This is a genomic window from Streptomyces sp. AA1529 (assembly GCF_000280905.1).
In the GTDB taxonomy this organism is placed as follows: domain Bacteria; phylum Actinomycetota; class Actinomycetes; order Streptomycetales; family Streptomycetaceae; genus Streptomyces.
On the sequence record NZ_ALAP01000107.1, the window covers coordinates 56406 to 80856 of the forward strand.

Sequence of the window (24451 nt, forward strand, 5' to 3'; positions counted from 1 at the left end):
CACCGCCCGCGCCGCCGGCCGGCCCCGCTGTGCGGGGCCCGCTGTGCGGGGCCCGGAAAAATGCCTCGCACGGCCGGCTGCCCCGCCGTGATACTGCCCCGCATGCCTTCCTTCTCCGACTTCGACACCCGCGGCTACCGGACCGTGGATGTGGCCACCGGCTACGGCCGGTGGGTCAGCACGTACGAGGACACCGTCGAGGACGTGATGGACCTCGCGCTGCTGGCCGAACTGACGGTGCCCACCTGGAGCGGGGTGCGGCGCACGGCCGACCTGGGCTGCGGCACCGGGCGGACCGGCGCGTGGCTGCGACAGCGGGGCGTCACCGGCACGCTCGACGGGGTCGACCTCACCCCGCAGATGCTGGAGCGGGCCCGTGCCAGGGGCGCACACGACCGGCTCCAGGAAGGCGATGTGCGCGCCACCGGGCTGGAGTCGGGCGCCTACGACCTGGTGATCTCCTCGCTCATCGACGAGCACCTGCCCGATCTGCGGCCGTACTACCAGGAGGCCCGGCGGCTGGCGGCCCCGGGCGCGCACTGCGTGGTCGTCGCCTTCCACCCGCACTTCATCATGGCCTCCGGCATGCCCACCCACTTCACCGACGCCTCCGGCGAGGACATCGCCATCGAGACCCACGTCCATCTGCTCAGCGACCACGTGGCGGCGGGACTGGGCGCCGGGTGGCGGCTCGTGGAGATGCGCGAGGGCATCGTCGACGAGCAGTGGCTGGCCCGCAAACCGAAGTGGGCGAAGTTCCGCAACCACCCCGTCTCGGCCGCGCTGGTGTGGGCGCGGGAAGACGGCTGAGCACCACGCGCACGGTGGGCCGGACGACGGGCGCGGCGGGGTCTGCCTCGGAGCACGCTCCAGCGCCCGGCGTCCCCGGCGGATCGCACGGAGCGCCTGGCCGGCATCCGTTCACCGCGTTTCTCTTTCCCCTTCAGGAGGTACCGACATGACCCTTCCCACCCGTCACCTCGGCGATCTGGCCGTCTCCGCGCAGGGCCTCGGCTGCATGGGGATGAGCCACACCTACGGGAAGTCCGACGAGGCCACCTCCGTGGCCACCCTCCACCGGGCACTCGACCTGGGCGTGAACCTGCTGGACACCTCCGACTACTACGGTGAGGGCGCCAACGAGGAACTCGTCGGCCGCGCCGTCGCGGGCCGCCGCGACGAGGTGGTGCTGGCGACCAAGTTCGGCTTCGCCAACAAGCTGGACGACCCCATCCGCATCCGGGGCGACGCGGCCTATGTGCGCCAGGCGTGCGAGGCGTCGCTGCGGCGGCTGGGCACCGACCACATCGACCTGTACTACCAGCACCGCGTGGACCCCGAGGTGCCCATCGAGGAGACGGTCGGGGCGATGGCGGAGCTGGTTGCCGAGGGCAAGGTGCGCCACCTGGGGCTGTCCGAGGCGAGTGCGGAGACGGTCCGACGGGCCCACGCGGTGCATCCGATCAGCGCTCTGCAGAGCGAATGGTCGCTGTGGACCCGCGACCTGGAGGACGGCACGGCCCAGGTCTGCCGCGAACTGGGCATCGGGGTGGTGCCCTTCTCACCGCTCGGCCGCGGCTTCCTGACCGGCCGCTACACCTCGGTCGACGCCATGGAGGAGTCGGACAGCAGGCGCGGCATGCCGCGCTTCGCCGGGGAGAACTTCGACCGCAACCTGGCGATCGTCGAGCGGCTGGAGGAACTGGCCGAGCGGCGCGGCGTCACGGCAGGGCAGCTCGCCCTGGCGTGGGTACAGCACCGGGGCGACACGGTGGTGCCGATTCCCGGCACCCGGCGGCAGAAGTACCTGGAGGAGAACGTGGCGGCGCTCTCGATCTCGCTGACCGCACAGGAGTTGGCCGACATCGAGGCGGCGGCTCCGCGGGAGCAGATCGCCGGTGCCCGCTACGACGACGGCGGCCTGGCCTTCGTCAACGGCTGAGCGGCGGCCGGCCGGTGGCCGTGCGGGGTACGGCGCGGACGGCGGCGGGCGCCGGGAGGGCCGCACACGTCGCGGCTGCGGGCCGGACCGGAGGGGGCGCTCCGCATACGGATCGCGGCCGCGGTCCGGGGCGCCGCGGATCACAGCAGGTCGAGGTGCCAGGCACCGGCACCGCCCGCGAGGGCGAGGGTGGCGAGCGGATGCGCCTCGACCTGCCAGTAGGCGTGCGGCGGGGCCTTGAGCACATAGCACAGCGCCGCGCGCAGGACGGACGGTTCGGTGACGGCCACCGCCTGGTCGCCGTCGCCCACCGGACGGGTGTCGAGCCAGCCGCCGATCCGGCGGATGAAGGACAGCAGGGACTCCCCGCCGTGCGGCGCGGAGCACGGGTCGGCGTACCAGCGGTGCACGGCCTCCGGTTCGCGGGCCGCCACCTCGGCGAGGGTGGCGCCGCGCCAGCGGCCCATGTCGCAGTCGAGCAGCGCCGGCTGGGCGAGCGGGGCGAGGCCGAGCACGGCGCCGGTCTCCCGGCAGCGCGCCGAGGGCGAGCAGTAGCGCAGTTCGGCGGCGGCGAGGTGGGAGAGCGCGGGGGCCCGGCGGACGACCTCCTCCCAGCCGGCGGCGTCCAGGGAACGCTCGTCGTCGAAGCGCACGTTCGCCACGGAAGAGCTGCGGCCCGCGGCGAGTAACGTCATTCGCACGTGCATGCGCCGAGAGTAGAGCCGGACGGCCCGGTGTTCGAGAGGCGGACGTCCGGCAGTTGTGTGCGCATTCCGCGTTCGGACGCGGGGCCATGCGGGCAGAGCCCGCGCCCCAGTGTCCCGGGTGCGCCCCGAGGTGGCCGCTCCACGAACGCCGGGCCGAGGAACTGTGCCGGGCGGACCCGCCGCCGGTCCCCTGCCGGGAGCCGACACCCGCGCGGTCTCGGCTCAGCCCCGCGTGAGCACTTCGGCGCAGGCCGCGCCCAGGCGGCGTACGCCCTCGACGATGTCGCCCTCGGCTGCCGCGGGGGCGAAGGTGAGCCGGATGTGCGGGGCCGGGGACTCGGCGGCGAAGTAGGGGCTGCCGGGTGCGACGGCGACACCGGCGCGGAGCGCGGCGGCGGTCAGCACGCCCTCGTCGGTGCCGTCGGGGAGCCGCAGCCACAGGTGGTAGCCGCCGCGCGGGGCGTGCGCCAGGCCCAGCGCGGGCACCTGGTCGGCGAGCGCGGTCAGGGTGAGTTCACGGCGGGTGCGCAACTCGGCGGCGACGGTGCGCAGATGGCGGGGCCAGGCGGGGGCGCCGACGAGTTCGAGCGCGGCCTCCTGGAGCGGCCGCGGCACGAAGAAGGTGTCGACGACCTGGATGGCGCGCAGCCGCTCCAGCACCGGCCCGCGAGCGGCCAGCGCACCCACCCGCAGGCTGGGCGAGGTGGCCTTGGTCAGCGAGCAGATGTGCACGACGACGCCGTCGGGGTCCTCGGCGCGCAGCGCGGGCGGCAGCGGCCCGGCGTCCTCGTGGGCGAGGTGCCGGGCGAAGTCGTCCTCGACGAGGAAGGCGCCTGCCTCGCGGACCACACGCAGCACCTCGCGGCGGCGGCCGGGCGCGAGGACGGCGCCGGTCGGGTTCTGGAACAGCGGCTGGCAGACGAACACCCGCGCGCCGCTGGCCCGGAACGCGTCCGCCAGCAGGTCGGGGCGTACCCCCTGGGTGTCCACCGGGACCGGTACCGGGCGCAGCCCCGAGGCGCGGGCCGCGGCGAGCATGCCCGGGTAGGTGGGGGATTCCACGAGCACGGCGGCGCCCGGGGGCGCGAGGGCGCGCAGGGCGGTGGTGAGCGCGGACTGACCGCCCGCGGTGATCAGTACGTCGGCGGCGGCGACCGTGCCGCCGGGGCCCCCGATCTCCCGCGCGAACCAGCCGCGCAGCTCTTCGAGTCCTTCCAGCGGCGGCCGCAGCCAGGCACCCGGGCGGCGTCCGGCGCGGGCGAGCGCGGCGGCGAGCGCCTGCGTGGGCTGCAGTCCGGGCGGCAGATAGCCGCCGTTGAGTTCGAGCACGCCGGGCGGGGGCACGTCCAGTGTGGTGGTGACGCCGTTCGCGTCGACGCTGCGGGGCACCTGGTCGCCGGAGGCGTCCGCGCTCAGCGCCACCTCCTGCCAGGAGGTGTCACCCCGCTGGAGCAGCGCGCCGTCCGGGCGCCGGGAGGGGGCGCGGAAGGCGCCGACGCCGGGCCGGGTGACCACCAGCCCCTCGGCCACGAGCACCCCGAGTGCCCGCGAGACGGTGACCGGCCCGGCCCGGAACCGGTCGACCAGCGACCGACTGGACGGGAGCTTTTCACCCGGGGAGTAGCGGTCCAGCTCCCCTCGAAGGGAAGCGGCCAGTTCAGCAACACTGCTACGCTCGACCATGAGAGACAACGATAGCGCTATCCGATCCGCGCGGATAGCGGACCCGGCTCCGGACCGAACGGCGCCGACGGCGCCGACAGCGGCCCCGCGTCCCACCCTCGCGACCACCCCCGCGCCGAAGCGACCGGGCCCGGCCCCCGCACCCGGCGCTCCGGCGACCGGCACCGGCGCGGTCCTCGCCGCACTGGGAGTCGTCTTCTTCTCCCTCACCTTCCCCGCCACGAGCTGGGCACTGGACGGATTCGGCCCCTGGACGGCCGCCGCGCTGCGCGCCCTGCTCGCGGGACTGGTCGCCACGGGCGTGCTCGCGGTGCGGCGGGTACCGGTCCCGCACCGCCGGCACTGGGGCGGGCTCGCGATCGCCGCCTCCGGCGTCGTGATCGGATTCCCGCTGCTCACCACGCTCGCCCTGGAGACCTCGACCACCTCGCACGCCGCCGTGATCGTGGGCCTGCTGCCCCTGACGACCGCGCTGTACTCGACCGTACGGACCGGCTCACGCCCGGCACCGCTGTTCTGGGTGGCCGCGCTGGCCGGCGCCGCCGTGGTGGTGGCCTTCGCGGTGCAGCAGAGCGGCGGCGCCCTCGCCGTCGGCGACCTGTTCCTGTGCGGGGCGCTGCTGGTCTGCGCCGCGGGCTACGCCGAGGGCGGCAGGCTGGCGCGGGAGCTGCCCGCACTGGAAGTGATCGGGTGGGCGCTGGTGGCCTGCCTGCCGGTGGCCGCGGTCGGCTCCGCCTTCGCCCTGGCCCACGAGCCGGTGGCGCTGACCTCGCATTCCGTGCCGGGTCTGGTGTGGGGGGCGGTCGCCTCCCAGTTCGTCGGCATGCTCCTGTGGTACCGCGCGATGGGCCTCGCCGGGGTGGCCCGGACCAGCCAGGTGCAACTCGCCCAGCCGCTGCTTACGCTGGTATGGGCGGTGCTGCTACTCGGTGAGCGCCTGTCCCCCGCCGCACCCGCGGCGGCGCTCACCGTGCTGGTGTGCATCGTGGTCGTACAGCGCAGCCGCGCCTGACCACCGGGAACAGGAGGGCAAGTCCATGCGAGCGAACACGGGCGACCAACTGCTGATGCACGGACGGACCGTGGGGCAGCACGACCGTACGGCGGAGATCCTGGAGGTCCTGGGCACCAAGGGTGAACCTCCGTACCGGGTGCGTTTCGACGACGGCCACGAAGCCGTCGTCTCCCCCGGCCCGGACTCGGTCGTGCAGGGCCACCGGGAACCGCACGGTCAGCAGCGCTGACCCCGGCGGAACGGCCCACCGCGGGACGGCCACCCCTCGGCCACCGCGCCGGAGACGGCCGCCCGCGTCCGGCGGGCCGGGGCCCCGGCCCCGGAATCCCCTGCGGCGGGGGCATCCGCACGGCGGGAGCACCCCACTCCGCACATAGGTGACCTTTCGCACCCGCCCCACCCCACCTGTGCCGGCACAGGTAACGTCGGGCGGCGGAGCAACGTGTCCCGGCGGCCCTCACAACACTCGGGACGGGTTCGCTGCGGACCGTGAAGTTCAGCGAAAGGCACGAGGTGACGGAGTCTGTAGCCGGCGTAGCACGCGTCGGAGTGGTGGGCTGTGGGCAGATGGGTGCGGGTATCGCGGAGGTGTGCGCGCGGTCCGGTCTCGAGGTGATGGTCGCGGAGACCACCGGTGAGGCCCTGGAACTCGGCCGCACCCGGCTGGTCAACTCGCTCGGCAAGGCCGCCGACCGCGGCAAGATCAGTCGTCAGGAGTGCGACGAGACGCTGGAGCGGCTCTCCTTCACCACCGACCTGGGCGACTTCGCCGACCGCGATCTGGTCATCGAGGCCGTGATCGAGAACGAGCAGGTCAAGACGGAGATCTTCCAGGTGCTCGACCAGGTGGTGACCCGCAGCGACGCCATCCTGGCCTCCAACACCTCCTCGATCCCGCTGGTGAGGCTCGCCGTGGCCACCTCGCGGCCCGACCAGGTCATCGGCATCCACTTCTTCAACCCGGCGCCGGTGCAGCAGCTCGTCGAGCTGATTCCCGCCCTGACCACCGGCGAGGAGACCGTCAAGCGGGCCGAGTCCGTGGTCGGCCAGGTGCTGGGCAAGCACACCATCCGGGCACAGGACCGCTCCGGCTTCGTCGTCAACGCGCTCCTGATCCCCTACCTCCTCTCCGCCATCCGGATGTTCGAGTCCGGGATCGCCAGCCGCGAGGACATCGACAACGGCATGGAGCTGGGCTGTGCCCACCCGATGGGCCCGCTCAAGCTCACCGACCTGATCGGCCTCGACACCGTCGCCTCGGTCGCCGACTCGATGTACGCCGAGTTCAAGGAGCCGCTCTACGCCGCTCCCCCGCTGCTCCAGCGCATGGTCGACGCGGGCCGCCTGGGCCGGAAGGCCGGCGCGGGCTTCTACACCTACTCCTGACAGGGGCTACCGCTGCCACGCGGTGCGGGGTGCCGTCCGGGACCGGACGGCACCCCGCACCGCTGTCCGGAGACTCCTTTCCCCTCGGAAGGCCCGGATCCGGGGCACACCCGGACCCCAACAGCCCCTGCACACACGGGAGACGGCGGCGGAGGATCGCCACCCGGGCCCCGCGCGGCGTACCGTTCTGAGTGTCCAGGTCAGAACGAGGAGTCCCGTATGCGCCCACACACTGACGACAGCACCGGCGCACGAGTAGCCCGGGCCAGGAAGGCCCGGCGGCTGACCCAGCGCGGCCTGGCGAGCCGTGCGGCCGTCTCCTACTCGACCGTGACCAAGGTCGAACAGGGCGTCATGGCCGCCTCTCCGGCTGTTCTCGGTGCGTTGGCCCGCGCGCTCTCCGTGCCGGTGACCGAACTGACCGGCCAGCCCTACATGGACGAGCTGCGCGCCGAGCAGGTCGACGGGCTGATCCAGCCCCTTCGCGAGGCGTTCGACCTGTACGACGTCGGCGCGGACCCCGAGGTCCGGCCGCGAAGCGTCGCCGAACTGCACGCCGAGAGCGAGCGCCTGTGCGCTGCCGCCCGGCGCGCCGAACTGCGGCAGGTGACCGCGGCCCTGCCCGCGCTGCTCACCGAACTGACCGCGGCCGCCCACGAAACCGACAGCGAGCAGGCATGGAGAGCGCTCGCCGCCTCCTACCGCACCGGTCACGACGTGGCCACGAAGTTCGGCATGCTCGACCTGTGCACCGTCGCACTGGAGCGGATGGAGTGGGCCAGCATCCGCGCCTCCGACCCGGCGGGAAGCGCCGTCCGCCAGTGCATGCGCGGCCTGGTGTACCTGCGCGGAGGGGACTACCGCACCGGGCTGCGGCTGGTGCAGTCCGGCATGAGGACCATCGAACAGGCGGACCCCGGGCTGGAGCGCGAGGTCGTCACCGGTCGGCTGCACCTCGGCGCCGCGGTCCTGTACGCCCGGGCCGGTGACGACCGGGCCGACGAGCACCTGGACGAGGCCGACAGGTACGCCGCGCGCACCGGCGAGCAGCAGACCACTCGGTGGCTGTGCTTCGGGCCGAAGAACGTCGCGGTGCACCGTGTCAGCGTCCATGCCGAACGGGACCGGTACGCCGAGGCGGTCGAAGCCGCCGGGAAGATGAGCCCGTCCGGGCTGCCGGCCTCGCGAGTCGCGCATCACCACGCGGAGGTGGCACGGGCTCAGATGGTGATCGGCCGGACGGACGACGCTTTCGGGTCGCTCCGGATCGCCCGGTCCGTCGCGCCGCAGCAGACGCGTCTGCACCCGCTGGTGCGGGAGACGTTCGCCGGACTGGAGTCGGCGAAGCGTCGACTGCCGGACAGCTTCCTCTCCTTCGGAGCCTGGCTGAAGAACTGACGGGGCGTGAAGCCCGGGCCCGAACCATCAATCGGTGATGACAGTTCGGGCTCGGCCACTCCGTGACGATGTAGCCGGACGCACACGTTTCGTCATGGAGTGGATCATGGGCCGGACTCATCAACGCGGTGACTACCTGGTGGACGAGGCCACGCGGCAGACCGTGCCGCCCGAGCCCGGCTGGGTGGGCCGCGTACAGCAGTTCCTCGGCGGGCCGCCGCCGCGGTACGTCCTGGTGCCCCCGACCGGCTACGGGTGGCGGGCCCGTCCGGAGCACGTGCGTGCCGCCACCGCCGGGGAACGCGCGGACCACGACGCCACATCGGACCGCAGGCGGCGCGGGCCGCGCGCACTCGGCCGTCGGCGCGCCGGGAGCCGCGCCGCATGAGCGCCCTGAGGATCCGCGTCTCCCGCGACGGCGGCCGGACCTGGAGCCGGTGGCGCACGCTGCGCGGCGGCAGGCACTGTGCCGTGAGTGCCGACTGGGGGCCCTGCCGGTGCCCTCGCTGCCGGAAGGGACGTGGCCGGGATGCCGCCTGAACCCGCGACGACCACGCCCCGGGGCGGCACCTGGTACGGCGCCTGCCCCCGCTGCAAGCAGCCCTTGGAGCTGACCAGCGGCCGCGACGGCACGGGCCGCGTCGTCCGCGCCCGCTGCCGCCGCTGTCCGACTCCCACCCGCTCACCCGCCCGCCAGGAGGACCGCTGATGCCCGGGACCGCCGAACAGGACGGCACACCATGACCGGCCGGGACGTGCCGAGCGGTCTGCTGGAAGTCGTGTCCGGCGGGCTCGGGCGGTACTGGGCCGGCACCGGCGTGACCGCGCCCGCCGCATGGACGGACGCTGCGCTCGCCGACCGGACCGCGGCCCTCACCGAACTGGCCTGGCAGGCGCGCGGTGCGGAGAGCGCCCATCCGGCCACCCACGCCGCCAGCCGGCTGGCTCTCGCCGCGGCGCAGGAGGCGTGGGCCTGGGGAGTGGCTCTCGCCGCGGGTGCGGACATCCCGGCGTTCCGGCTGCTCCCCCGCTGGCTGGCGCACGATCCGCCGGATGTGCAGCTGGAGGCGTGCGTCCGGCTTCTGGCGGCCGCACGCACCGGCGTACTGCCCGCGGCCCCCTACCGCTGCGCGGTCTGCCCGGCGGACCAGAATCTCCACCTGGTCGTCCATGTCCGCTGCACCGGTCCCGGTCTCCAGGAGTGGCGCTGCGGCCTGTGCGTCCGGCTGCCCGTCGACCCGGACACCGTCCCCGAGCCCCTCGACGTCCTGTACCGGCGTCAGCCGGGCAGGGACGACAACCGACCGTGACCGGGTGTGCGCGGCCCCGCGGCGGTACCGGCCGAGCCCCGGGAGCGGACCCGGGCCCGGCGGCCGACCGTCACACGGCGGGGGTGTCGGCGTGCGGTTCGCCGCCAGGCGGGTCCGGGTCGTCGTCGTCGGAGGAACTGCCCGACGCGTTGGGCGGTCCGGAGGAGCCGCTCGGCGTTCCGAGCGGCTTGTCGGGCTTGCTGTCGGAGGGCGCGGGCGCGGTCCGGTCCGGCACCTCCAGCGTCGGATCGGGCGCGCCTCCCGGCGCCTCCGGCGTGCCACCCGGCGCGGCCGTGGGCGGGTCGCCGGGCTTCTTGAGCTTCTCGACCGTCCGGCGGCGGGCCGCGTCGACCGAGGTCCGCACCACCGAGAGCGGCATGGCGACCGACTCCAGGGATTTGCGCTCGGCGTCCACGCCGAGGAATGTCTCCGCCAGGCCTCCGATGATCATGATGACCGCGCCGACCAGGAAGCCGATGTAGAGCCTGCCGCGTTCGGTGCCGTCGCCGATGAGCCAGCCGTAGAAGTAGGGCCCGGTGGCTCCGGCGGCCTGCCCGATGGCGAAGAAGAGCGCGATGGCCTTGCCGCGCACCTCCAGCGGGAAGATCTCGCCCGCCGTCAGATAGCCGGAGGAGGCGCCCGCGGAGGCGAAGAAGAAGATGATGCACCAGGCGGCGGTCTGGGTGGTCGCGGTCAGCACGTCGGCGACGAACAGCGTCGCGGTGACGCCCAGCGCGCATCCGGAGAAGAGGTAGGTTCCGGCGATCATCCAGCGCCGTCCCACGATGTCGAAGAGCGGCCCCAGAATGATCGGACCCAGCAGATTCCCCGCGGCGAACGCGAGCAGGTACATCGGGGCGTCCTTGTCGGAGACGCCGTAGAACTTCGTCAGCACCAGGGTGTAGGTGAAGAAGATCGCGTTGTAGAGGAACGACTGCGTGATCATCAGCGTGGAGGCGAGCACGGCCCGCTTGGGGTACCGCCGGAAGAGCACCCGCAGCAGCGTGACGTAGGTGCTGTGCGCCGATTCGCTGATCTCGATGGCGTCCTTGTCCTCGACCGGCGGCAGCTTCTTGCCGTGCGCGCGCACGGCGGACTCGATCCGGGCGATGGCGGCCTCGGCCTCGGCCTCCCGCCCGTTCATGATCAGCCAGCGGGGGCTCTCGGGCAGATGGCGCCGGACGAACAGCACGGAGAAGCCCAGCACCGGGCCGAGCAGGAACCCGATCCGCCAGGCGACCGCGTCGTCGAAGGAGCTGAGGATCACCAGTTCGGCGACGGTGCCGACCATGGCACCGGCCCAGTAGGTGCCGTTGACCAGCAGATCGACCCGGCCCCGGAAGCGGGCGGGCATCATCTCCTGGATCGCCGAGTTGATGGCCGCGTACTCGCCGCCGATACCGGTTCCGGCGATGAAGCGGGTCATGTACAGGAAGGCGTCCCAGCCGGGCCCCTGCCCGTAGGTGAGCGCGGTCAGCCCGCTGCCGAACAGATAGACGCCGAACGTCAGCAGGAAGAGCTTCCGCCGCCCGAAGCGGTCGGCCATCCGGCCGAAGAAGAGCGCACCGGTGACCTGGCCGACCAGGTAGACGGTCGCGATCAGGCCCGCTTCGCTGGAGGAGAGCCCCAGGGTGTCCGAACGGGTGAGGACCGGGGTGATCGAGCTGGCGACCGTGATCTCCAGGCCGTCCAGGATCCACGCACAGCCCAGCGCCGCGATCATCTTCGTGTGGAAACCGGACCAGGGCATCCGGTCGATACGAGCAGGGATCAGGCTGCGGAGCGGTGAGTCCGCCGGACGGGATGATGAGTTCGCTGCTGCCACGACGTCACCCGTAACCGCCGCCGACCGTCCATCAGAAGATCGTCCGGGCTTCTCACCCGAAAAGATGAGGGGACATCCGCCGGTGACGGATGTCCCCTCGAACGCCGGGGCGAGACTCGGTCAGGCGCCCCGCAGCACCGCGCCCGTGCGCTCGACCGCCTCGGCGACGGCCGCATCGCGCGCGGCGGACGCCTCCTCGGCCTTGAGCGTGCGGTCCGGAGCCCGGAAGCGCAGCGCGTAGGCCAGCGACTTGCGGCCCGCGCCCAGCTGCTCGCCGGTGAAGACGTCGAACAACCGCAGCGACTCCAGCAGCTCCCCGGCGCCGGCCCGCAACGCGCTCTCCACCGCGGCGGCCGGGACGGCCGCGTCCACGACCAGGGCCACGTCCTGCGTGGCCACCGGGAACGTGGACACGTGCGGAGCCCGCACCGGGCCGCCGCCGGCCCGCTCGACCAGGTCGAGGTCCAGCTCCATGGCGCAGGTCCGCTCCGGCAGGCCGAGGGCCTTCAGCACCCGCGGGTGCAGCTCCCCGGCGTGCCCGGCCAGTACCTGCGCGCCGTCCAGCAGCACGTGCAGCGCGGCGCAGCGCCCCGGATGCCAGGGCGCGTAGGCGGCGCTCTCCACGGTGAGTCGCACGCCCGCCTCGGCGGCGACGGTGCGCGCCGCCTCGACGGCGTCGGCCCAGGTGGCGGAACGGCCCGCGCCCCACCAGCCGGCGCGCTCCCGGGAACCGGCCAGGACGGCTGCCACGTGCCGCGGCTGCTCCGGCAGCGCGGCGTCCAGCGCGTCCAACTCCTCCCGGGTGGGCCGCCGGGTGACCGGGGGCCGTCCGGCCACGGCGCCGTTGCCGGTGGGCAGGAAGACCAGGCCCGTCTCGAACAGCGCCAGGTCGTGGCTGCCGCGCCCGTCGTTGCGGCGCAGCGAGGCCAGCAGGCCGGGCAGCAGCGTGGTGCGCAGCCCGGGCTCCTCGTCGGAGAGCGGATTGACGAGCTGCACGGTGTGCCGCCGCGGGTCGCCCGCCTCCAGGCCCAGCGCGTCGAAGGCCGCGGCCCCGACGAACGGGTACGACGGCGCCTCCACATAGCCCGCGCCCGCCAGCGCGCGGCCGACGCGGCGGTGCAGCCGCTGGCGCTCGGTCAGCCCGCGGCCCGGCAGCGGCCTGGGCAGCGTGGCGGGCAGGTTCTCGTAGCCCTCCAGCCGGGCGACCTCTTCGGCCAGGTCGTTCGGGTCCGTCAGGTCGGGCCGCCAGGACGGCACGGTGACCGTCAGCTCGTCCGGCGCGCCCGGGGTGCCGGACGGCGCGGTGTTCCCGTAGACGTCGCAGCCGACCTGCTGGAGGCGGCGCACGACCGTCTCGCGGCCGTAGGCGACGCCCGCGACGCGGTCGGGGTGGTCGGCGGCCATCCGGACCGTACGCGGCCCCGAGGGAGTGGTGATCTCGGTGACGCCCGGGTCGGCGGTACCGCCCGCGAGGAGCTTGAGCAGGTCGACGGTGCGCTGCGCCGCCGCTGCCGCCGCCTGCGGGTCGACGCCGCGCTCGAAGCGGCGCGACGCCTCCGAGGAGAGCTTGTGGCGGCGTGCGCTGCGGGCGACGGAGACCGGGTCGAAGTGCGCGGCCTCGATCACCACGTCCGTCGTACCGGCGGTGCCACCGTCCGGGCCGGCGGCCGCGTCGGCGATCTCGGTGTCGGCGCCGCCCATCACGCCGGCCAGGCCGATGGGCCCGCGGTCGTCGGTGATGACCAGGTCGCCGGCGTCGAGCGTGCGCTTGACCCCGTCGAGGGTGATCAGCTTCTCGCCGCTCTCCGCGCGGCGCACCCCGATGGTGCCCTGGACACGGGAGCGGTCGTAGGCGTGCAGCGGCTGGCCCAGCTCCAGCATCACGTAGTTGGTGATGTCGACGGGCAGCGAGACCGGGCGCATCCCGGCCTTCTGCAGCCTGCGCTGCAGCCAGATCGGGGACCGGGCCCCGGGCCGCAGTCCGGAGACGGTGCGCGCGGTGAACCGGTCGCAGCCCAGCGGGTCGGCGACCCGCACCGGGTAGCCGTCCGCGGTCGGCGGGGGCACGTCCAGCAGCGCCGGGTCGCGCAGCGGCAGCCCGTAGGCGGTCGCCGTCTCCCGGGCGAGGCCGCGCAGCGAGAGGCAGTAGCCGCGGTCGGGCGTCACCGCGATGTCGAGGACCTCGTCCACGAGTTCCAGCAGCTCGATCGCGTCGGTGCCGGCCTCGTGCTCGGGCGGCAGCACCAGGATCCCGCCGTGGTCCTCGCCCAGGCCCAGCTCCCGCTCGGAGCAGATCATGCCCTCCGAGACGTGCCCGTAGGTCTTCCGGGCGCTGATCTCGAACCCGCCGGGCAGCACCGCACCCGGCAGCACGACGACGACGTTGTCGCCGACGGCGAAGTTGGTGGCCCCGCAGATGAGGTTCTGCGGCTCCCCGGTGCCGTTCGCCCCGCCCACGTCCACCTGGCAGTAGCGGATGGGCTTCTTGAACCCGGACAGCTCCTCGACGGCCAGCACTCTGCCCACCACCAACGGGCCCTTGAGCCCGGCACCGGTCCGCTCCACCGTCTCGACCTCGAGACCGGCCGCGATCAGCCTGGCCGCGACGTCCCGGCCGGTCTCGGAGGCCGGCAGGTCGACGTACTCCCGCAGCCACGAAAGCGGCGCCCGCATCAGATCTCCATCCCGAACGGCAGGGTGAAGCGCACATCACCCTCGACCATGTCTCGCATGTCCTCGACGTTGTGGCGGAACATCAGCATCCGCTCGATGCCGAAGCCGAAGGCGAACCCGCTGTAGCGCTCCGGGTCGACACCGCAGGCCGTCAGCACCCGCGGGTTGACCATGCCGCAGCCGCCCAGCTCGATCCAGCCCTCGCTGCTGCACGTACGGCAGGGGTTGTCCGGGTCGCCCACGGAGGTGCCCCGGCACACGAAGCACACCATGTCCATCTCGGCGGAGGGCTCGGTGAAGGGGAAGTAGGACGGCCGCAGCCGGGTGCCCAGCCCCTCCCCGAACAGCGCCGAGACCATGTGGTCGAGGGTGCCCTTGAGGTCGGCCATGGTCAGCCCCTCGTCGACGGCCAGCAGCTCGACCTGGCCGAAGACGGGGGTGTGCGTGGCGTCCAGCTCGTCGGTGCGGTAGACCCGGCCGGGGCAGATGACGTAGACGGGCAGTTCGCGCTCCAGCAGCGAGCGGATCTGCACCGGCGAGGTGTGGGTGCGCAGCACCACGCCGGAGTCCTCGACGCCGCCCGGACCCCGCACGAAGAAGGTGTCCTGCATGGTGCGGGCCGGGTGGTCGGGGTCCAGGTTGAGCGCGTCGAAGTTGAACCACTCGGCCTCGACCTCGGGCCCCTCGGCGACCTCGTAGCCCATCGCCACGAAGACGTCCTCGATCCGCTCGGACAGCGTGGTCAGCGGGTGCCGGGCGCCGGCCGGGCGGCGGTCGTGGGGCAGCGTGACATCCACGGCCTCCTCGACCAGCACGCGCTCGTCGCGCTCGCGCTCCAGCTCCTCCTGCCGGGCCTTGAGGGCCTTGCTGACGGCCCCGCGGGCCTGTCCGACCCGCTTGCCCGCCTCCGCCTTGGCCTGCGGCGGCAGCGCGCCGATCTCGCGGTTGGCCAGCGCCAGCGGGGAGCGGTCCCCCGCGTGCGCCGCCTTGACCTCGCGCAGCGCCTCCAGATCCCCGGCGGCGGCGACGGCGCCGAGCGCCTCGTCCCTGGCCCGGTCGATCGCTTCCGGTTTCAGTGCCTCGACCTCGACTGGGTCGTACGACTTGTTGGGTGCCGACATCTCTTCCCGTGTTTCCGATTGGTGGCTGCGCCCCGCCCGTGCCCGGTGACTGCGTGCCGGGGCCCGAGTCTAAGGGGGGCCGCCCGGTGGCGGACACGCGGAGGCCGCCGGGCCTCCGGTGCTGGTTGCGGAGTCGGCCCGTGCGCGCCGGTGAAGCCCGGTGTCAGGCCAGGAAGGCCGGGGCGCCCACGGGCAGGATAAATCGGAACCGGGCCCCGCTCGCGCCCGCGTCCTCGGCTCCGGCCCGCGGCCGCGGGGCGGCCTCGGCGCGGTCGGCGCCCTGCGCCCGTTCGACGGTGATCACGCCGCCGTGCGCCTCCACGATGCCCTTGACGATGTAGAGGCCCAGGCCCGTACCGCCGCGCCTGCTGCCGCGCCAGAAGCGGGTGAAGACACGGCTCATGGACTCCTCCGGGATACCCGGCCCCTCGTCGCTGACCGTGACGGCCGTCCCGGCGGCGCCGGGCTCCCGCGGGGACGACGCGGGGCGCACCTCGATGGTGACAGTTCCCTCGCCGTGCCGCACCGCGTTTTCCAGCAGGTTGGCCAGCACCTGCTCGATCTTGTCGGGGTCGGCCCACAGGTCGGGGAGCGAGTCGGCGATCCGCGTGCGGAAGCGGGAGGCGGGCTCGCCCGCGGCGATGTGGGCCTCCACATGCCGCCGCACCACGGCCGGCAGGTCGAGCCGCTGGCGGCGCACCTCCAGCCGCCCGGAGTCGATGCGGGAGATGTCCAGCAGCTCGGCGATGAGCCGTGTGACGCGGTTGGCGTCCGCGTTGACGGTCTCCAGCATCAGCCGCTTCTGGTCGTCGGTGAAGCGCTCCCACTTGGCCAGCAGCGTCGCGGTGAAGCCCTTGACCGAGGTGAGCGGCGAGCGCAGCTCGTGCGCGACGGTGGCGATCAGCTCCGCGTGGCTGCGCTCGGTGCGCCGTCTGGCCTCGGTGCCGCGCAGCGTGACGACCACCCGCTCCACCGGCCCGCGCGGGCGCTCCCGTACATAGCGCGCGGCGACCAGCACCTCGTGGCCGCCGGGCAGCAGCAGGTTCCGCTCGGGCTGCGCGCTGCGGATCGCGAGCCCGCCGTACGGGTCGGTCAGCTGCCACCAGCGGCGCCCGTCCAGGTCCTCCAGCGGGAGCGCGGTGTGCAGCGGACTGCCCAGCGCCTCCTCCCGGGACCGCCCGGTGATGCGGGCCGCCGCGGCGTTGAAGCAGACGACGCGCCCGGCGCCGTCGGCGACCACGAGTCCGTCAGGCAGGTCGTCGGGCTGCACGTCCATGCCGTTCCGCCCCTCCTCCGGCGCCCTCGGTACCCGGCGCCCGGGGGCGACACCCTACTAGCTCTGGGTGACCGCGTGGCACCTCAGCGGACACGGGGGCATCTCAGCTGGCCCGCTGGGCGCGCGCCGAGGCGTAGAGGCAGACGGCGGCGGCCGTCGCGAGGTTGAGGCTCTCGGCGCGGCCGTGCAGCGGCACCCGCACCACGGCGTCCGCCAGCGCCCGCGTCGCCTCCGGCAGCCCCCACGCCTCGTTGCCGAACACCCAGGCGGTGGGTGCGGCCATCGCACCGGCGTCGAGTTCCTCGTCCAGGTCCCGCTCCCCGGTGCCGTCGGCGGCCACCACCCGCACCCCGGCCCCGGACAGCGCCCGGGCCGCCTCCTCGACGGGGACGCCGACGGCGACGGGCAGGTGGAAGAGCGAACCGGCCGAGGAGCGCACCGCCTTGGGGTTGTACAGGTCCACCGAGGCGTCGGTGAGCACCACCGCGTCGGCTCCGGCGGCGTCGGCGCAGCGCAGCACGGTGCCCGCGTTCCCGGGGTCGCGCACGTGGGCGAGGACGGCGACCAGCCGGGGGCGGGCCGCCACGATCTCGGCGAAGGGCCGGTCGACGAAGCGGCAGAGCCCCACGACGCCCTGCGGGGTGACGGTGTCGGACATCTCCGCGACCACCTCGTCCGAGGCGGTGAGCACCGGGACGCGGGCCGCCCGGGCGGCGTCCAGCAGGTCCGCGTGCCGGTCGGCGGCCTCCGGCGTCGCGTAGACCTCGACCAGGTGCTCCAGCGCCTCCCGCACCGCCTGCGGCCCCTCGGCCAGGAACCGGCGCTCCTTGCCGCGGAAGCTCCGTCTGCCGAGCTTGCGGGCGGTGACGACGCGGGGCGACCGCAGCGAGGTCAACTCGGGGGGCATGGAGGGTGCTCGCTCACTTTCGGGGAGGGGCGGGCAGCGTCCGCCGCCGCACACAGTTCTCGCCGCCGCGGCGGAGCCACGGCGGCGAGGGTCCCGGCGACAGGGCCGAAGGTGTCGGGTCGAAGGCGTCAGCCGGAGGTTCAGGCGGCCTTCGGCGCGTTGACGTCGCTCGGCAGCGCCTTCTGCGCGACCTCGACCAGCGCGGTGAAGGCCGCGGCGTCGTTGACGGCGAGGTCGGCCAGCATCTTGCGGTCGACCTCGACGGAGGCGGCCTTCAGACCCTGGATGAAGCGGTTGTAGGTGATGCCGTTGGCGCGGGCAGCGGCGTTGATCCGCTGGATCCACAGCTGACGGAAGTCGCCCTTGCGCTTCTTGCGGTCGTTGTAGTTGTAGACGTAGGAGTGGGTGACCTGCTCCTTCGCCTTGCGGTACAGGCGCGACCGCTGCCCGCGGTAGCCGCTGGCCTGGTCCAGGATCGCCCGGCGCTTCTTCTGAGCGTTGACCGCCCGCTTGACGCGTGCCACGTGATTACTCCTTGTTGGCGGGTCCGGGAAGGGGCTTCACTGCCCGGCCCGAGTCGATGGGGTCCCGGTCGTGCGGGGACTTACTTGCCGAGAAGCTTCTTGATCTTCTTGGCGTCGGCCGGGGCCGCTTCGGTCTTGCCGGCAAGGCGGCGCGTCAGCGTGGACGGCTTGTGCTCGAGAAGGTGGCGGCGGCCGGCGCGCTGGCGCATCACCTTGCCGGAGCCGGTGACCTTGAAGCGCTTGCGGGCACCACTGTGCGTCTTGTTCTTCGGCATGTCGCCGTTTCACTCCTCGTCGGGACGCTCCCGGTGCCCGGCGGGCAGGCGGAAGCGCCGTTCGTTCGTTTCGGGTTCCAGGGCGGGTGCCCCGGGAGTGCTCACGCCTCGGCGGGCTCCTCGGCGGACTCCTCAGCGGGTGCGGCCCCCTGCTGGCGCTCCGCCTTGCGGGCGGCCTGCGCCTCGCGGGCCTCGGCCATCGCCTCGGTCTTCTTCTTGTGCGGACCGAGAACCATGATCATGTTGCGGCCGTCCTGCTTCGGGTTGGACTCCACGAAGCCCAGGTCCGCCACGTCGTCCGCGAGCCGCTGCAGCAGTCGGAAGCCCAGCTCGGGGCGGGACTGCTCACGACCGCGGAACATGATCGTGATCTTGACCTTGTCGCCCTGCTTGAGGAACCGGACGACATGACCCTTTTTGGTGTCGTAGTCGTGCGGGTCGATCTTCGGCCGGAGCTTCATCTCCTTGATGACCGTGTGCGCCTGGTTCTTGCGCGCTTCACGGGCCTTCATGGCCGACTCGTACTTGAACTTGCCGTAGTCCATGAGCTTGCACACCGGCGGACGGGCGTTCGCCGCGACCTCGACCAGGTCGAGGTCGTACTCCTGGGCGAGCTCCAGGGCCTTGGCAAGCGGCACGATGCCGACCTGCTCGCCGCTGGGACCGACGAGTCGCACCTCGGGGACGCGAATGCGGTCGTTGATGCGGGGCTCGGCGCTGATGGGGCCTCCTCGGGTACACCGCGCGAGCGTCTGGCGGACGGCCGCGCATGAGTCTGTAATCAGTTGGTGACCACCGCACGCGAACGCAAAAAACGCCCCGAACGGGTCACAGGCGGGGCTCCTCACAGACCGGGAGCACCGCCGCGGAAACCGCGGGGCGCAGCCTGACCTTTGACCCGCGGCCCGAGGGGCCACCAGGTGGGAGAGCGGAGCCTCCACTTGCGGGCTGGAGGCGGTCCCTGTCGCTGGCGGCGGGGACGGACTTCAGCCGGTCGGTGTCCCAGCATAGCAGCCGGGCGCCGGGAACGCCGCCCGGCACCCGCCCCGGCACGGACGGACCTGCCGGTCCCGGCCGTCGCGCCGGGACCGGGACCCGGCCGCCGGTGCGGCAGCGGGCCGCGCGGACCGTACGACAATACGGGAGCGGCGGGGGCTTAGGGTGATCCGCATGAGTGACGCCGCAACCGCCGGGGAGCCCTCCGGTCAGACCCCCGACTTCGACAACCTGACCCGCGACATCGCGGACGTGCCGGCCGTCGAGGTGATCACCACCGTGGCGGTGCATCTGATGAGCTCCGCCGCCGTCAACCTCGGCCTGGCCGAGGAGGGCGCGCAGCACAAGGACCTGGACGAGGCGCGCAAGCTGATCCAGGCGCTGGCCGGGCTCGTCACCGCGAGCGCCACCGAGATCGGCTCCTACCACGCCGCGCCGCTGCGCGACGGCCTCAAGTCGCTCCAGCTCGCCTTCCGCGAGGCGTCCGCCGTCCCGGACGAGCCGGGGCAGGGGCCCGGCGAGAAGTACACCGGACCCGTGCACGGCTGAGCAGCGGGCCCGCTGCCGCGCGGGGCCGTCCGGGACCCTGCGCATCTCAGTCGACCCTCGCCTCGCGGCGCGGCCGGCGGTTGGGCTGCGGGTGCGTGACCACGTGCACGTAGGCCGCCACGGCCCCGCCCACCAGCGGTGCGACGATGAACATCCACAGCTGGGTGAGGGCCGCTCCACCCGCGAAGAGGGCGGGCCCCAGGCTCCGGGCCGGGTTCACCGACGTGCCGGTCAGCGGGATGCCGACCAGATGGACGACGGCCAGCGCGATACCGATGGGCAGCCCGTCGAAGCCGACCACCGCCACCTTGTGGGTGACCGCGAGCACGGTGTAGACGAACAGGAACGTCAGCACCACCTCGGCGACGAAGGCGCCGCCGGTGTTGATGTGCACCGCCGAGCGGTCGCCGAAGCCGTTGCTGCCGAAGCTTCCGCTCGTCTCCAGGCCCGGCACCTGCTTGGCGACCAGGAACAGCAGCGCCGCGCCGGCGATCCCGCCGACCAGCTGCGAGACCCAGTACTTGACCGCCAGCTCCAGATCCAGCCGTCCGGCCAGGAACATCCCCAGCGTCACCGCGGGGTTGAGGTGGGAGCCGGAGATCGGGCCGATGGCGTACGCCATGGCCAGCATCACGAAGCCGAACGTGAGCGCGATGCCCAGCGAGCCGACGTACTCGGCCGCCAGCACGGCGGCGCCGACGCCGAAGAACACCAGCAGCAGAGTGCCCAGGAACTCCGCGGCGATCGGCTGTGGCTTGTCTTCCAGGTCTTTGAGCTGTTCCGGACTGGCCTGGAGCGACTTGACCTGCATGTCGACCTCCCGTGGGGGTCGTCGGAGCCGGCCGGGGGTCGGACATTCCCGGCATTCCTCCTGAGTGTCCGACGCGGCCGCCCGGCTCGCACGTCGGGACGGCCCGGCCGGCCCCCGCCCGGACGGCGCCGGACGCGCCCGTCAGGCCGGGTCGGCGGGGCGGGTAGCGTCCGCCGACCCGGTCCGGTCGGCACGGTAGAAAGCCGCCTCGGGCAGCGGGCTGCCGGGCGGCAGAAGCGCCAGGTCCAGACCCCCGGTCAGCCGGGCGCGCAGCGTCTCGTCGGCCGCCAGCGCACCGGCCACCCGCTGGGCGAGGGACTGCAGCTCGGCACCGGGCGCCGGGGCGAGTGCGAGAACGCCGTCCCCGGAGCCGTCGGCACTCCCGGGCGCCAGATGGGCGCCGAGCACCGCGGGCTCGGCCGCCAGCACCCCGCGCAGTGCCTCGGCGACGGCCGGGTCGGCCGAGACCGACGTGTGGACCCGCCCCTCGGCCAGCGCGTGCAGCGCCGCCCCGGTCAGCTCGTAGGGCACCGGACCGGCCAGGTCGAGGAGCAGCGTGTCCGCCTGCTCGTGGGCGACCGCCTGGAGCGCCTGCCCCAGCGGTACGGCCACCGGGCGCGCGTCGGGCCGCCAGCGGGACAGCGCCTCGGTGGAGGTGAAGGCGGGCAACGCCCGCCGCCCGCCGGGCGCGTTCAGCGTGGGTACGGCCATCTCGCTGGTCTTGTCACGGCGCAGCCCGTCCTCGCCGGTCTCGGCCTCGGTGAGGACGGCGACGACGGGGACCAGGAGCCGCGCCCCGCGCAGCGCCTCCAGGATCCGGGGCTCGGCACCCGGTGCCCGGCCCTCGGCCTCCCATGCGGCGAGCGCCTCGGCGAGCGCCGCATCGGCGGTGCCGTCGTCACGGGAGAAGGCCGATGCCGGAATGTTCTTGAGCGCCACGCACCGAGCGTATCGGGTGCCGGGAGGGCCGGGCTGCGGGAGGGGGCGGGCACCGGTAGCGTCGGCGGGATGAACGCGCGAGGAGGGACGGCGGGCGGGGCGCCCGAGGGGGCACGGCCGTCGCCGGAACCCACGCGGACGGTGCCGCCGGACGCGGCGCGGCGTCCCGGACCGGTTCCCCCGGCGCGGCTGTCCCTGGCCGCGCAACCGCTGGAGGGCGCGCCGGAGTCGGTGGCGCGCGGCGCGGACGAGGTGTTCGTCGCGGCGAGCGTGATGAAGGTGCACATCCTCGCGGCGCTGGCGCTGCGGGTGCAGGGCGCCCTCGGACGCCGGGCACGGGAGGTGACGGCTCAGGAGCGGGCGTGGGCCGCCGCGATGATCGAGCGCAGCGACAACGCCGCCGCGAACGCGCTGTGGCAGGCCGCCGGAGGCGCCGCGGGCGTCACCGCGGCCGGACGGCTGCTGGGGACGGCCCGCACCCGCGCGGCCCCGGACGGACGCTGGGGGCTGAGCACCACCACGGCCGCGGACCAGCTCGCGCTACTGCGCGCCGTGCACGGGCGCGGACCGCGGCGGGAGGTGCTCGCGCCGTGGGCGCGGCAATGGGTGCGGCACCTGATGGGCCGCGTCGTCCCCGGACAGCGCTGGGGTGTCACCGCGGCCGCCGACCCCTGTGCCGAGGCGCCCGGGGTACCGCAGGGCGAGGTGAAGAACGGCTGGCTGCCGCGCACGGCGACCGGTCTGTGGGTGATCAGCAGCGTGGGGCGGGTGACCGCGGCGGGCCGCCCCTGGCTGCTGGCGGTGCTCTCGGACGGGCACACCACCCGCCAGGAGGGCGTCGCCGCGGTCGAGCGGGCCGCCCGCGACGCGGTGCGGGGGCTCACCGACCGGGCGGGCCGGGACTGCCGGCAGCCGGGTCCGCGAAGCGGCGGAGCAGCCGGGCCGGCCGCCGGGGTGTGAACCCGCGGTGCACGGCGACGGCGGCGCCGATCAGCACGGCCCCCGCCGCGCCCGCCAGCATCGCGAACCAGCCGGGTCCGCCCTGGTCCCCGGCCCGCGCGGAGCCGAAGTACTGCTTGCGGTACGAGCCCACGGACGGCCGCTGGGCGCGCGGCTCGATGTGGGAGCCCACCTCGATGGCCGCCGCCGGGTCCACCAGCCCGGTGCCGACCGCGTCGCTGCGCCCGCCCTCCGGGGTGTGCCCGGCGGTGTCCGAGATCAGTTCCTTGATCTGCGCCGGGCTCAGCTCGGGGTGGGCGGCCCGCACCAGCGCGACGGCACCGGAGGTGAAGGCCGCGGCGGCGCTGGTGCCCCAGCCCTGGTAGTAGCTGCGGTCGGGGTCGGCGATGAGGATGTCCTGGCCCGGCGCGGCCACGGTGGCGTACCAGCGGCGGGTGGAGAAGGAGGCCCGCGCGCCGTTGCGGTCGACCGCGGCCACGGCGATCACGCCGGGGTAGGCGGCCGGGTAGGAGATGTGGTCGCCGTCCTCCCCTCCGTTGCCGGCCGAGGCGACGACCACGGCGCCCTTGCGCAGCGCGTAGCGGACGGCGGCGTCCTCGCGCGCGTCGGGGTGCGCGGAGTCGCTGTCGTCCCCGAGCGAGAGGTTGATGACGTCGGCTCCGTGGTCGGCGGCCCAGCGGATGCCGTCGGCCAGCGCGGTCTTGCGCCGGTCGCGGGCCTCGGCGCGCTGCGGGTCCTTCTCCTCCAGCAGCACCCGGACCGGCAGGATGCGGGCCTCGGGCGCGATGCCCAGCACCCCGTCCTCGCCGTCCTCGCCGTGGCCGTGCCCGGCGATGATGCCGGCCATGGCGGTGCCGTGCCGGGCCCAGGCGCGGTCGCCCTTCCCTGCGCCCATGCCGACCATGTCCTTGCCGGCGCGGACGTTGCGGTGCAGGTCGGGATGGTCGGCGTCGACGCCGGTGTCCAGCACGGCGACGGTGACGCCGCGGCCCTTGGTGGTCTTCCACGCCTCCCGGGCGTGCAACGCGTCCAGCGCCCACTCCCTGTCCTGGAGGCCGGCCCCCCGCGCGTGTGCCGTTCCCGCGGTGAGCGGACCGAACGCCAGCACGGTGCAGAGCAGGGGCAGCAGCGTACGCAGCAGCGGCTTCATCGGCTCCCGTCCTCGGCGCTCTCGTCCCCGCCCCCGTGGCCGTCGGCGGACTCCGTACCGGCCCGGTCCCCGGTGCCCCGGCCGCCCTTCGCCGCCGTGTCGGCGTCCCCGGAGTCCCGCCGGACGGTGGCCTCGCGCAGCCGCCGCTCGATCCGGTCGGCGATGCCCTGGGCCTCGTGGCCGAGTCCGGCCTGCGCCGCGGCCGAGGTCTCGGCCCTGCGGGTGGCGTCGTTCGCCGACTGCGGGTCGGTGACGACGCGGCCGTCGGCGAAGCCGGAGACGGAGTAGACCACGACAGGCGCGTCGCGGAGCACGTGCACCGTCCAGCTGGCGCGCTGCGCGTCGCCGAAGTCGGCGGCGACCGTGCCGCGGGCGGCGTACGGACGGGGCATCAGATCGGTGCGCCGGCCGAGGTTCTGGACGGCGAACCGCTGCCGCAGGTCCCGCATGGCGGCCGGGTCGGCCTTGGTGAACATCAGCCCGACCGTGGTGACGCTGCTGGAGGTCTCGTCGGCGTAGGTGGCCCGCACCAGCCGGGCGCAGCCGACCGGGGTGAGCGCCTTGGCCAGCAGCGGGTCGAAGGCGTGCGCACAGCCGCTGTCGGGGGCCACCGCGACACGGGTCCAGCGGCGGTCGGCGCCACCGGGTCCGGCGCCCTTCCCGTCCAGGGTGCGCGGGAACAGGTCGTCCACCGGGATCTCGTGCCAGGCGGCGCGGGCCCCGTCGAACCCGGCGGCCACCGAGTGCCGTCCCGCCTCGTCCCCGGACAGCAGGGTTCCGGCGGCCGCGCCGCCCAGCAGCCCGACGCCGAGCACGAGGCAGACGGCGACGACGAGCGAACGCACCGTCAGCGGGGAGTACCCGAAGGGCGCGGCGGGCAGCAGCGGGCGCAGCCTGGCGGGCCCCCTCGGCGCGGGCGGCGGCATGAGCGGCGGGTCGGCCGGCGGGGCGGGCCGCTGGGCCGGTACGGAGGCGGCGGTGCGCTGCGGCCCCGGCCCGGTCCC

The 24451-nt window shown here is 74.2% G+C and carries 25 protein-coding genes; 11 read left to right on the forward strand and 14 right to left on the reverse strand.

What is annotated here, in order from left to right:
* Positions 1-102 precede the first annotated feature (102 nt).
* Complete coding sequence (locus A949_RS0131640; protein WP_026005232.1) at positions 103-810, forward strand: class I SAM-dependent DNA methyltransferase; 708 nt, start codon at positions 103-105, stop codon at positions 808-810.
* Positions 811-958: 148 nt separating this feature from the next.
* On the forward strand, positions 959-1942 hold the full coding sequence (locus A949_RS0131645; RefSeq protein WP_019360075.1) for an aldo/keto reductase: 984 nt from the start codon (positions 959-961) through the stop codon (positions 1940-1942).
* Between the two features lie 140 nt (positions 1943-2082).
* On the opposite strand, the gene A949_RS0131650 is transcribed toward A949_RS0131645, so the two are convergent.
* Together A949_RS0131650 and A949_RS0131655 are read right to left on the reverse strand one after the other, a co-directional pair.
* A complete protein-coding gene (locus A949_RS0131650; protein ID WP_026005233.1) occupies positions 2083-2649 on the reverse strand; it encodes a histidine phosphatase family protein in 567 nt (188 codons plus the stop codon).
* Between the two features lie 222 nt (positions 2650-2871).
* A complete protein-coding gene (locus A949_RS0131655; protein WP_037708398.1) occupies positions 2872-4332 on the reverse strand; it encodes an aminotransferase-like domain-containing protein in 1461 nt (486 codons plus the stop codon).
* On the opposite strand from A949_RS0131655, the gene A949_RS0131660 reads away from it, so the two are divergent.
* From A949_RS0131660 to A949_RS0131685, 7 genes are all read left to right on the forward strand, one after another.
* A complete protein-coding gene (locus tag A949_RS0131660; RefSeq protein WP_019360078.1) occupies positions 4331-5344 on the forward strand; it encodes a DMT family transporter in 1014 nt (337 codons plus the stop codon). The genes A949_RS0131655 and A949_RS0131660 overlap by 2 nt on opposite strands.
* A gap of 25 nt (positions 5345-5369) precedes the next feature.
* Complete coding sequence (locus A949_RS0131665) at positions 5370-5576, forward strand: DUF1918 domain-containing protein (RefSeq protein WP_019360079.1); 207 nt, start codon at positions 5370-5372, stop codon at positions 5574-5576.
* 284 nt (positions 5577-5860) lie between these two features.
* Positions 5861-6733: a 3-hydroxybutyryl-CoA dehydrogenase gene (locus A949_RS0131670; RefSeq protein WP_037708413.1), complete on the forward strand. Its 873-nt coding sequence runs from the start codon at positions 5861-5863 to the stop codon at positions 6731-6733.
* A gap of 219 nt (positions 6734-6952) precedes the next feature.
* On the forward strand, positions 6953-8131 hold the full coding sequence (locus tag A949_RS0131675; protein ID WP_019360081.1) for a helix-turn-helix domain-containing protein: 1179 nt from the start codon (positions 6953-6955) through the stop codon (positions 8129-8131).
* 94 nt (positions 8132-8225) lie between these two features.
* Positions 8226-8519 carry a hypothetical protein gene (locus tag A949_RS38660; protein ID WP_019360082.1) on the forward strand — a complete coding sequence of 98 codons (294 nt, stop codon included), beginning with the start codon at positions 8226-8228 and terminating at the stop codon, positions 8517-8519.
* 141 nt (positions 8520-8660) lie between these two features.
* The gene (locus A949_RS38380; RefSeq protein WP_139141093.1) at positions 8661-8840 is read left to right on the forward strand and encodes a hypothetical protein; all 180 of its coding nucleotides are present in this window, start codon (positions 8661-8663) and stop codon (positions 8838-8840) included.
* A 31-nt stretch (positions 8841-8871) separates the two neighbouring features.
* Entirely contained in the window at positions 8872-9441 is a 570-nt protein-coding gene (locus A949_RS0131685; protein WP_019360083.1) for a hypothetical protein, read from the forward strand.
* Positions 9442-9511: 70 nt separating this feature from the next.
* On the opposite strand, the gene A949_RS35235 is transcribed toward A949_RS0131685, so the two are convergent.
* From A949_RS35235 to infC, 8 genes are all read right to left on the reverse strand, one after another.
* A complete protein-coding gene (locus tag A949_RS35235) occupies positions 9512-11191 on the reverse strand; it encodes an MFS transporter (RefSeq protein ID WP_019360084.1) in 1680 nt (559 codons plus the stop codon).
* A 195-nt stretch (positions 11192-11386) separates the two neighbouring features.
* Positions 11387-13939 carry a phenylalanine--tRNA ligase subunit beta gene (pheT, locus tag A949_RS0131695; protein ID WP_019360085.1) on the reverse strand — a complete coding sequence of 851 codons (2553 nt, stop codon included), beginning with the start codon at positions 13937-13939 and terminating at the stop codon, positions 11387-11389.
* Positions 13939-15060, reverse strand: a complete 1122-nt coding sequence (pheS, locus tag A949_RS0131700) for a phenylalanine--tRNA ligase subunit alpha (RefSeq protein WP_019360086.1) — start codon at positions 15058-15060, stop codon at positions 13939-13941. The genes pheT and pheS overlap by 1 nt, the downstream gene beginning before the upstream one ends.
* 163 nt (positions 15061-15223) lie before the next feature.
* Entirely contained in the window at positions 15224-16336 is a 1113-nt protein-coding gene (locus A949_RS35240) for a sensor histidine kinase (protein ID WP_019360087.1), read from the reverse strand.
* Between the two features lie 103 nt (positions 16337-16439).
* Positions 16440-17243 (reverse strand): TrmH family RNA methyltransferase, encoded by an 804-nt coding sequence (locus A949_RS0131710; RefSeq protein WP_019360088.1) that lies wholly within the window; start codon positions 17241-17243, stop codon positions 16440-16442.
* 140 nt (positions 17244-17383) lie between these two features.
* The gene (gene rplT, locus A949_RS0131715; RefSeq protein ID WP_019360089.1) at positions 17384-17767 is read right to left on the reverse strand and encodes a 50S ribosomal protein L20; all 384 of its coding nucleotides are present in this window, start codon (positions 17765-17767) and stop codon (positions 17384-17386) included.
* Between the two features lie 80 nt (positions 17768-17847).
* The gene (gene rpmI, locus A949_RS0131720; protein WP_019360090.1) at positions 17848-18042 is read right to left on the reverse strand and encodes a 50S ribosomal protein L35; all 195 of its coding nucleotides are present in this window, start codon (positions 18040-18042) and stop codon (positions 17848-17850) included.
* A 101-nt stretch (positions 18043-18143) separates the two neighbouring features.
* The gene (gene infC, locus A949_RS0131730; protein ID WP_388547745.1) at positions 18144-18824 is read right to left on the reverse strand and encodes a translation initiation factor IF-3; all 681 of its coding nucleotides are present in this window, start codon (positions 18822-18824) and stop codon (positions 18144-18146) included.
* Between the two features lie 388 nt (positions 18825-19212).
* Here infC and A949_RS0131735 point away from each other — a divergent pair, with 388 nt between their 5' ends.
* Positions 19213-19587: a DUF1844 domain-containing protein gene (locus A949_RS0131735; protein WP_019360093.1), complete on the forward strand. Its 375-nt coding sequence runs from the start codon at positions 19213-19215 to the stop codon at positions 19585-19587.
* Between the two features lie 46 nt (positions 19588-19633).
* Here A949_RS0131735 and A949_RS0131740 read toward each other — a convergent pair whose 3' ends face one another.
* Both A949_RS0131740 and A949_RS0131745 read right to left on the reverse strand, forming a co-directional pair.
* Positions 19634-20398 (reverse strand): MIP family channel protein, encoded by a 765-nt coding sequence (locus A949_RS0131740; protein ID WP_019360094.1) that lies wholly within the window; start codon positions 20396-20398, stop codon positions 19634-19636.
* Positions 20399-20539: 141 nt separating this feature from the next.
* The gene (locus A949_RS0131745) at positions 20540-21337 is read right to left on the reverse strand and encodes an SseB family protein (protein ID WP_019360095.1); all 798 of its coding nucleotides are present in this window, start codon (positions 21335-21337) and stop codon (positions 20540-20542) included.
* Between the two features lie 69 nt (positions 21338-21406).
* On the opposite strand from A949_RS0131745, the gene A949_RS35245 reads away from it, so the two are divergent.
* Positions 21407-22297 carry a serine hydrolase gene (locus A949_RS35245; RefSeq protein WP_078565589.1) on the forward strand — a complete coding sequence of 297 codons (891 nt, stop codon included), beginning with the start codon at positions 21407-21409 and terminating at the stop codon, positions 22295-22297.
* On the opposite strand, the gene mycP is transcribed toward A949_RS35245, so the two are convergent.
* Positions 22218-23447 carry a type VII secretion-associated serine protease mycosin gene (gene mycP, locus A949_RS0131755; protein WP_019360097.1) on the reverse strand — a complete coding sequence of 410 codons (1230 nt, stop codon included), beginning with the start codon at positions 23445-23447 and terminating at the stop codon, positions 22218-22220. The genes A949_RS35245 and mycP overlap by 80 nt on opposite strands.
* On the reverse strand, positions 23444-24451 hold a 1008-nt coding region (locus tag A949_RS35250; protein ID WP_019360098.1), incomplete at its 5' end, for a hypothetical protein. The genes A949_RS35250 and mycP, both read right to left, overlap by 4 nt.